Genomic DNA, 8,502 nt, shown 5'->3' on the forward strand with positions numbered 1-8,502 from the left:
CCGGTTTCGGCGCTGCCCGCGGGCGGCGGTGGATTGACCGGCACGCCGGTCGCGGTGCCGGTGCCTTCGCCCGGTGCGGGCGTGACGGGCGTGTACTGGGACACCAGCGCGCCCGGATCGGTGGCGCCGGGCGCACCGGGCTCGCCGCGGCCGCGGCGAGCCATCTCGAGATCGACGACCTGGCGCTCGAGTGCGTCGATCTTGTGCTGCTGCTCGTCGACGACCTTCATCAGCGTATTGAGCCGCTCCTCGAGCGACTGGTTGGCGAGCGCCTGCGCGTGTGCACCTTGCATGAACGTAAAGCAGAGCACCGCAGCCGGAATGGCGGCAAGCCTGGCGTGCGGTAGACATGTTGACGACTTGTGATACATGGCCCTTCCCCCCGGATGGAGCGGCCGCGAAGCAAACCAAAGGGTCCGGTTCGCGGCCGCCTGATGCGGCACATGAAGCGGTTGCATGTGCGATGTCGCGGCTTGCGCGCCGCCCGTCATCTCCTCGACAGCGCGCTGTTTTGCAGCGCCTGCAGGACGCCCATCTGACGGAGCGTCGCCGGTGACATCTGCTGCGTCTGCAGCAGGAGTTGCAGCTGGTTCGAGACGATCTGGCGATTGCCTGCGACCTGCAGCAGTTGCGCGATCGAGCCGGCCTGCCCGGTGGATGCCGGCGCGATCGACTGGGTGGCCAGTCCCGCGGGTGTCTGCAGCACGACCGAGACTCCGTTGCCGGTGAACGAGACCCCGGCCTTCACGGTGCCGGCCGTATTGGTCGCGAATGCGCTCGGGTTCGACGTCGAGCCGGGCAGCGGCGCCGGCGCCGGATTGTGCGCATTGAAATCGATGACGGCCGCGTTGGTGCCGGCGTTGCTGTTGCCCGCGACTTGCGTGACCTGCGAGATGCCGTTGACCGATACCGGTTGCCCGCCCGTGGCGATCGCGTTCGGGTTCGCGCCGGTCGGCGCGTCGTCGCCGTCGACGACCTTCGCGAGTGTCGTGACATGCGTGTGGACGTGGTGTTCGGCATTCGTGGATGCCGACAGCGTGCCTTGCGCGATCGCGAGGGCGCCGTTCGGCAGTTGCCATTCGGACACGAGGTTCAGCACGAACCCGGAAATCATCGATGCGTCCGCATACTTGCCGGTCTGGCGGGCGAGGACGTCATCGTCGACGAGCTGCATGGCCGGTGCACGCACCTGATTGTCGAACGGACGCAAATCTGGCGCGCCGGGCGCGCCGAGCGCGTTCCCGGCTGCCATGGCGCTGCTCGCGTAACCGCACATGGCAGCACACCATGCAACGCAAAGCGGCGAAAGGGAGCGTTTCATGACGGGTCAGAACAGGTCTGCCTTGATCAAGCCGAATTCGACGAAAGGAATCGTGGCGTTGCCCGTGTTGAGCGCCTGGTCGCGCAGCTTGAGCGCCAGCGATTCGTTGTTCTGCAAAAGCGGGGAATCCTCCTTGAACGGTTTGCCCAGCACGGCGAAGACGAGGCCGTTCCAGGTCCTCGCGAAATCCTGCTCGAGCACGATGCGGTTGCCGAGTGCGGGGTCGGCGATGAAGATCCGGTCGTCTTCGGCATGCTTGACGATCACGAAGTGCTCGTAGCCGTCGAGGTTCATCAGGACGAGCACGGGTATCTGCAGGTGGTACAGCGCGTCGATGCCGACCCGGAAGCCGCGGCCGCGCAGGCCGAGCGTCTCGACGAACTTCTTCATGTCGAGCATCGAGAAGCCGTTCTTGACCACGACGTCGGGCGTCGAGAACGCCATCATCCGCCGGATCATTTCGGTTTCCGGAATGTCGATGTCGTAGCCGTACTTGAGCAGCGTCGCGAGCGCGGCCGACCCACAGCTGAAATCGAACTGCTGGTTGACGATGTCGCGATAGCGCAGGTCACGCATCGATTGCAGGTGCTTCGTGAGCGGCACACCCACGAGCGTGGACGCATCGATGCTCGATTGCGCCGCGACTGCCGCGCACCAGACGCCGCCCGCGAGGGCGGTGGCGATGCGCAGCGGCCACAACCGATGTTCCCCGGACATGCTGATCTCCTGCTTCGCGCGCCGCGCCGCGATGAGCGGCGGCACGGCGCGCGTTCCCCCGGTTTCAACGATCAATGACCGTTGTTGAGCGCCGCGATCGCGAGACCGTTGTGCTGCAGGTTGCCGACGCCGCCGGCGATGTTCACGCCGATGTTGCCGGTCGAGTTGTGCAGCGTGTTCGCGCCGAGCACGGCATTGCCTTCGAAGCGTCCGCTGGCCCCAGCCGCCGCGGTTTGCGTGTTGTCGTCGGTCGCGACCATCGCGACCGTCTGCGCTTGCGTCGCATTGATGGTCGTGACCGAGCCGGCGAGGCTGTTGTTCTGCACGTTGCCGATGCCCGACGCGACGTTCACGCCGACATTGCCCGACACGTTCGACAGCGAGCCGTCACCGACCGTCGCGTTCAGCTTGAAGTTGTTGACGCTGGCCGAGCCTGCCGACGACTGCTTGCTGAAGATCTGCGCATTGCCGAACACGTTGCCGATATCGACCGATGCGAGCGACACGTCGTTGCTTTGCGCGTTGTCGATGCCTTCGGCGACGTTCACGCCGAGATTGCCGGTCACGCCCGACGCGGCGTTGCTGCCGGTACCTGCATTCAGCACGCCGGCCTGGCGGGTGTCGGTGTAGTGCGTGACGCTGCCCGTCTTCGTCACGTCAGTCTGGTCGAGGTCGAGGTTGTAGCTCCACGACTGGTTCACCGAGAACTGTTCGGACCGGCTCTTCTCGCCCGACTTGCTCGACGATGCGGTGGACGCCGTCTCGTCGTGGTGCACGCGCGCGTGGTAGCCCGACTCGCTCATCGACGAACTCGTGTTCGTCGATGAGCTCGACGTGTCGTTGTGCGTCGTGCCCTTCGACGATGCGCCGTCCCATGCGACACCGGCCGCGCCGGACACATAGAGGCTGCCGTTGAAGTTCACGTTCTCGCTGCTGCCGCCATTGCGATGGTTGCCGGTATGGGTATGCGTCTCGCTCGTGCTGGCGGACGTCGCGACCGTGCCCGTCAGCACGCCCGCGACGGACTCGTGGCCGCTGTTGGCGCTCGTGTCGCTCGACGACGAAGCATGCTGCGTGTCGCTGCTGGACTGCGTATTCCGGCTTTCGGCCGACGCCCACGCCGTCGCGCTGGACGAATCGTGCGTCGACGTATGCGATGCGTTCCACTGCGACGACCACGTCTTCGAGAACGACTCGCTTGCCGAGTACGACGCGCTGCCCGTCACCGAGACGTTCTTGTCCTCGTTGTTGTAGGTCTTCGTGACCGCGCCCAGCGTGTAGCTGTGATAGTTCGGATCGAGCGATGTCCCTTCCGGCAACATGACCGTCTGGGTGTTGTTGACGACCGCCCCGGCGGTGCTCGTCACGGTCACGCAGCCGAAGATCCGGACCCAGCCGCGTATGCCGACCGTTTCGTGCACACCGGTCGTGTTGAACAGGTACACCTTCGGCGGCGCCGCGATTGCGGACCCGGCCGCTGCCGCGAATACCGCCGCTGCAATGAGTGTGCGCTTCATAGTACGCTCCGTTTCGGTGATGGCTTAATTAAAAAGAGTGCCCGCCGGGGGACGGAGCACAAAACTGTTTGCCGTCGCATTACCGGCGCCGGAGGTCTGGTTGACTTGTACGATGCCGCTGATATGCTTGAAAGCGTCGCCGCTAATCGACGCCTCGGGCATACCCCGCCCGCCCACCGGGAGCCCCGGTCCTCCGGGTCCCGGGGCTGTCTCGGATAGTTCGGTATCCGAGACAGCCCGCGCTTCCGCGCCCAGCGTGCCGAGCACGATGCTGTTGCGCTGAAGATTTCCTGCCCCGGCGCTCTGGTTCACCATCAATGCGCCTGAGACATTCGAAAATGCCGAGCCCTCGATGCGCGTCGCCGTGTCGCCGACGCGTGCGTGCGTGACGGCCGACTGCGTGACGCCGACGTATCCGGCGCCGGTGGCGCCCATTCCCAAAGCCAGCTGATTGCTCTGCGCGTTGTCGAGACCGGCCGCCTCGTTGACCGCGAGCGCACCTGTCGTGTCGCTGCCTGCGCCGGTAGCGATCGTCGCGTTGCCGCTGACCACCGGCGCGTTCTGCGCAAATGCGCCGGGCGCGGTGAGTGTGGTGAGCGCGACCAGCAATGCGCTGGCGAGCGGCGCGCATAGCGTGCGCGCGTTCACTTGACCGCTCCCAACGCACTCGTGAGCGGGGCGAGCGCACCCGTTACCGAGTTCGAGATCGTGCCGCCGATGCCGCCCGTCGTCGGCACGCCGCCGACCGCGCCACGCACGATCGAGCTGTTGCCTGAATCGCCCGCGAGCACGCGCGTGACGGCCTGCATGCCGATGTCGCCGAGCACGCCGCCAGGCGCGACACCGTTCGAGCCGTGCGCATTCGTCAGATCCACGTCGGACACCATCGTCGCGATCATCGGGTTGAAGCTGCTGGCCGGGAACGTTGTCGCGCGCGAGAGCACGGGGTCCTGATCCTTCGGCACGTGGTCGTATGCGACGCGCGGCGTGATGTCGCGCGCGACGACGATGTCGCCGGGATTCGCGGTCGACTCCTGCGCGAAAGCCGTGCCGCAGCCGATGCCGGTGAGCGCTGCGCACAGCACGGCGAGTGCCGGGTGATGCAGCGAAAACAGCGGAACGTTCATGTCGTGCCTCTTGGTTCGCGTCTTGTTCGACGAACGGCGGTGCCGGTTACTTGCGCGTGTAGCTCGCGTTATTGCCCTGCATCGCGCGTTGCGCGTCGACCGGCATCGGCATCGGTGTGGGCGGCGTAATCTCGTCCCACAGCGTCACCGACGCATTGCCGGTCGTCAGTTGCGCCGATGTCGCGACCGTCACGTAGCCCGGCGCGCGGCCGCGCTGCTGGCCGAGCGTTTCCTCGTCGAGCGGCGTATAACGCTTCATCCACGAAGCGTCCGCGAGCGGCGACGCAAACGTTGCGACTGGCGTGTCCGGTGGTGCGGCATCCTCGGCGGACGCTGAAGCCGGCAGCCATGCGGCTGCGAGCGCAATGGCCATCGAGGCGAGAGAAGGGCGAAGGACGTGTCGCATGGCGTGTCTCCGGTGTACCCCCTATTCAGCGAATTGCATGCCATCGACGTGAAACCGTTGTCGCGATTGCGCGTTGCATTCCGGTGTATCGGGTCGTGAAGCGAAACGCCAAAAAAATGTTTCAGGCCTGAAACGAGGGGACTTGGGAGTACTGCGGATTCAAGCAATCCGCTTCAAGGATGAAAATCGGTGCTACGTGTCGATGCGAGAAACAGTCCGCGCGCCCGCGCATATATGCAGAGGAATCGCGAGTATCCGGTCGGGTTGCGCTTCGATCGCACGCAGGGCGTTGAAATCGGTTTGTCTTAATGAGCGCCTATAACTAAGCTGCATTGACCAAACAAGAACCACACGCGAAGAGACCCGCGGCCGCTGTCCGCGAATTCGTACGCGCCATCATGCGAGGTGTGGCGCTGCCTCGCATTGCATGGTGAATCGAGCCAGCCTGTGCATGGACCCGATTCGATTTTTGCATGCGACTTGGCATGCGTCGGTAATCGTTAGACGGTTGATGACGGGGTGAGCGTATGGAAGCCGAAGCACGGCATGTGATCTATTTCTCCCGGGAGCCGAGCGATGCGTTGCGCGGACACTTCGACGCGCGTGGCTGGCGTGTCGATCTCGCCGAAACCGTGCGCGACGTGCGGCGTGTCGTGCAGCACGGCGTCGCGACGGCCGGGCTGCTCGATTTCTCTTCGGGTTTCAAACCGGCCGACCTGCATGAACTCGAGCCTTGCCTGACGATCCCGCATATCGGCTGGATCGCGGCGACGCAGCGCGGCCAGTTGCAGGACGCCGCGCTGCGGCACCTGATTCGCGACTACTGCTTCGACTATGTGACGATGCCGTACGAGACGTCGCGCATCGTCGAGACGATCGGCCATGCGCACGGGATGGTCGCGCTGACCGATCCGGTTCCGCTGCCGGCGGGGGCCGGGCGCGGGGAAGGCGAGATGGTCGGCACCTGCGAGGCGATGCTCGCGCTGTTCAAGATGATTCGCCGGGTGGCGACGACCGATGCGCCCGTGTTCATTTCCGGTGAATCGGGCACCGGCAAGGAACTGACGGCCGTCGCGATTCACGAGCGGTCGTCGCGTGCGCAGGGGGCATTCATCGCGATCAACTGCGGCGCGATCCCGTCGACGTTGCTGCAGGCCGAGCTGTTCGGCTATGAGCGCGGCGCATTCACCGGCGCGAACCAGCGCAAGATCGGCCGCGTCGAGGCCGCGCACGGCGGCACGCTGTTCCTCGACGAGATCGGCGACCTGCCGCTCGAGAGCCAGGCGAGCCTGTTGCGCTTCCTGCAGGAGGGCAAGATCGAACGGCTCGGCGCACACGTGTCGGTGCCGGTCGACGTGCGCGTGATCTGCGCGACGCATGTCGACATGGAAGTGGCGCTGCGCGACGGGCGCTTTCGCGAGGACCTGTACCATCGGCTCTGCGTGCTGAAGATCGAGGAGCCGCCGCTGCGCGCACGCGGCAAGGACATCGAAGTGCTTGCGCGGCACATGCTCGAGCGCTTCAAGGGCGATTCGCATCGACGCCTGCGCGGGTTCTCGCCCGACGCGATTGCCGCGCTGTACGGCTATCCGTGGCCGGGCAACGTGCGCGAGCTGATCAACCGCGTGCGCCGCGCGATCGTGATGTCGGAGGGCCGGGTGATCACGGCCGAGGATCTCGAGCTCGGCGACTATGCGGTGCTCGCGCCCGTGTCGCTCGTCGAGGCCCGCGAGGCGGCCGAGCGGCAGGCGATCGAGCACGCGCTCTTGCGGCACCGCGGCCGTTTCGCGGATGCCGCGCGCGAGCTCGGCGTGTCGCGCGTCACGTTGTACCGGCTGATGTGTGCGCACGGGATGCGTGATCGAGGGGATGCGCTGGCCGGTTTTCCGGCGCCGTTGCCGAACCTTCCGCGGCACGCTTGCTAAAATTGGCGGGTGCGGCCGCCCTCGCGGCCGAAGGAACCCGCATGAAACAGTATCTCGACCTCGTTCGCACCATCCTCGACACCGGCAGCTGGCAGGAGAACCGCACGGGCATCCGCACCATCAGCATGCCCGGCGCGATGCTGCGCTTCGACCTCCAGCAAGGCTTTCCGGCCGTGACGACGAAGAAGCTCGCGTTCAAGTCGGCGATCGGCGAGCTGGTCGGCTTCCTGCGCGCGTCGAAGAGCGCGGCCGATTTCCGCGCGCTCGGCTGCAAGGTGTGGGACGCCAATGCGAACGACAACGCGCAATGGCTCGCGAATCCGTACCGGCAGGGCGTCGACGATCTCGGCGACGTGTATGGCGTGCAGTGGCGCCAGTGGCCCGGCTACAAGGTGCTCGACGCGGGCGCCGACGCGCAGATCGCCGATGCGACGCGCCGCGGCTTTCGCATCGTCACGCGTTTCGACGAGGGCGGCGCGCCGAAGGTGCTGCTGTACAAGGCGATCGACCAGCTGCGCCAGTGTCTCGACACGATCATGGAGAACCCGTCCGACCGCCGCATCCTGTTCCACGCATGGAATCCGGCGGTGCTCGACCAGATCGCGCTGCCGGCCTGCCATCTGCTGTATCAGTTCCTGCCGAACGCGACGAAGCGCGAGATCTCGCTGTGCCTGTACATCCGCAGCAACGACGTCGGACTCGGCACGCCGTTCAACCTGACCGAAGGCGCGGCGCTGCTGTCGCTCGTCGGCCGCCTGACCGGCTATACGCCGCGCTGGTTCACCTATTTCATCGGCGACGCGCACATCTACGAAAACCAGCTCGACATGCTGCAGCAGCAGCTCGCGCGCGAACCGTACGAGAGCCCGCGGCTCGTGATCGCCGATCGCGTGCCCGACTATGCGCAGACGGGCGTCTACGAACCCGAGTGGCTCGAGAAGGTCGAGCCGTCCGACTTCTCGCTCGTCGGGTACCGGCACCATGAGCCGCTGACGGCGCCGATGGCCGTCTAGCGCACGCGTCGGGCGCAGCGCCCGACAACCGGTGGTCGACAAAACGACGCCCCGATCGGCTTCTGCCGGTCGGGGCGTCTTGTCATCCGCGTTTGCGCTCAGTCACACGCTCACTCACGCGCTCACTCATTCGTGACGCCGGTTGTCGTGCTGCGCTTGCGGCGGCGGGCTGCTTTGCGCGTGCTGCTGGGGCGGCGGCGGCGCCGGGCGCGGCTCCATGCGCGGGGCCTGCACCTGCACCTGCGGCCGCGGCTCTGCACGCGGCTCCATGCGGGGCGCCGGCATTGCAGGCTGCGGGCGCGGCGCTTCGTGAACCGGAGCCGGCGGACGATATTCGTTCGCATGCGGCGGCGTGTAGCTCGGACGCGGCGCCGGCGCGGAGTAGTCCGGGTGCGGCCGTGCCGCCGGTGCGGTGTAATCCGACCGCGGTTGCGGTTGCGTGTGCTGCGCGGGCGCGGTGAAATCGGGGCGCGGGC

The 8,502-nt window shown here is 66.3% G+C and carries 8 protein-coding genes and 2 pseudogenes; 2 read left to right on the top strand and 8 right to left on the bottom strand.

The features are described from left to right. The 7 genes and pseudogenes from G3N94_RS37920 to G3N94_RS37950 all read right to left on the bottom strand — a co-directional run. Positions 1 to 293: pseudogene (locus G3N94_RS37920) on the bottom strand (hypothetical protein); the annotation flags it as partial. Positions 294 to 487: 194 nt separating this feature from the next. After that, positions 488 to 1,321: a peptidase C39 gene (locus tag G3N94_RS37925; RefSeq protein ID WP_205799343.1), complete on the bottom strand. Its 834-nt coding sequence runs from the start codon at positions 1,319 to 1,321 to the stop codon at positions 488 to 490. Positions 1,322 to 1,327: 6 nt separating this feature from the next. Further along, positions 1,328 to 2,038, bottom strand: coding sequence for a C39 family peptidase (locus G3N94_RS37930; protein ID WP_205799344.1), 711 nt, complete (start codon positions 2,036 to 2,038; stop codon positions 1,328 to 1,330). Between the two features lie 71 nt (positions 2,039 to 2,109). After that, positions 2,110 to 3,555, bottom strand: a complete 1,446-nt coding sequence (locus G3N94_RS37935; RefSeq protein WP_205799345.1) for a cell wall anchor protein — start codon at positions 3,553 to 3,555, stop codon at positions 2,110 to 2,112. Positions 3,556 to 3,579: 24 nt separating this feature from the next. Then, entirely contained in the window at positions 3,580 to 4,203 is a 624-nt protein-coding gene (locus G3N94_RS37940; RefSeq protein ID WP_346778772.1) for a hypothetical protein, read from the bottom strand. Next, entirely contained in the window at positions 4,200 to 4,682 is a 483-nt protein-coding gene (locus tag G3N94_RS37945) for a hypothetical protein (protein ID WP_205799346.1), read from the bottom strand. Before G3N94_RS37945 ends, G3N94_RS37940 begins: the two co-directional genes overlap by 4 nt. Before the next feature lie 46 nt (positions 4,683 to 4,728). Further along, complete coding sequence (locus tag G3N94_RS37950) at positions 4,729 to 5,088, bottom strand: hypothetical protein (RefSeq protein ID WP_205799347.1); 360 nt, start codon at positions 5,086 to 5,088, stop codon at positions 4,729 to 4,731. A 527-nt stretch (positions 5,089 to 5,615) separates the two neighbouring features. Between G3N94_RS37950 and G3N94_RS37955 the strand changes: the two genes are divergently transcribed. Then, entirely contained in the window at positions 5,616 to 7,013 is a 1,398-nt protein-coding gene (locus tag G3N94_RS37955) for a sigma-54 dependent transcriptional regulator (protein WP_205799348.1), read from the top strand. Positions 7,014 to 7,054: 41 nt separating this feature from the next. Further along, positions 7,055 to 8,026 carry a thymidylate synthase gene (locus G3N94_RS37960; protein WP_205799349.1) on the top strand — a complete coding sequence of 324 codons (972 nt, stop codon included), beginning with the start codon at positions 7,055 to 7,057 and terminating at the stop codon, positions 8,024 to 8,026. 126 nt (positions 8,027 to 8,152) lie between these two features. Here G3N94_RS37960 and G3N94_RS37965 read toward each other — a convergent pair. Continuing rightward, positions 8,153 to 8,502 (bottom strand): annotated as a pseudogene (locus G3N94_RS37965) (hypothetical protein); the annotation flags it as partial.

This window comes from Burkholderia sp. Ac-20353 (assembly GCF_017104785.1).
Classification (GTDB): Bacteria; Pseudomonadota; Gammaproteobacteria; order Burkholderiales; family Burkholderiaceae; genus Burkholderia.

Bases quoted from the DNA above. Each gene is read 5' to 3' on its own strand.
- G3N94_RS37960 (WP_205799349.1), top strand. From the start codon at position 7,055: ATGAAACAGTATCTCGACCTCGTTCGCACCATCCTCGACACCGGCAGC.
- G3N94_RS37930 (WP_205799344.1), bottom strand. From the start codon at position 2,038: ATGTCCGGGGAACATCGGTTGTGGCCGCTGCGCATCGCCACCGCCCTC.
- G3N94_RS37945 (WP_205799346.1), bottom strand. From the start codon at position 4,682: ATGAACGTTCCGCTGTTTTCGCTGCATCACCCGGCACTCGCCGTGCTG.
- G3N94_RS37950 (WP_205799347.1), bottom strand. From the start codon at position 5,088: ATGCGACACGTCCTTCGCCCTTCTCTCGCCTCGATGGCCATTGCGCTC.
- G3N94_RS37935 (WP_205799345.1), bottom strand. From the start codon at position 3,555: ATGAAGCGCACACTCATTGCAGCGGCGGTATTCGCGGCAGCGGCCGGG.
- G3N94_RS37955 (WP_205799348.1), top strand. From the start codon at position 5,616: ATGGAAGCCGAAGCACGGCATGTGATCTATTTCTCCCGGGAGCCGAGC.
- G3N94_RS37925 (WP_205799343.1), bottom strand. From the start codon at position 1,321: ATGAAACGCTCCCTTTCGCCGCTTTGCGTTGCATGGTGTGCTGCCATG.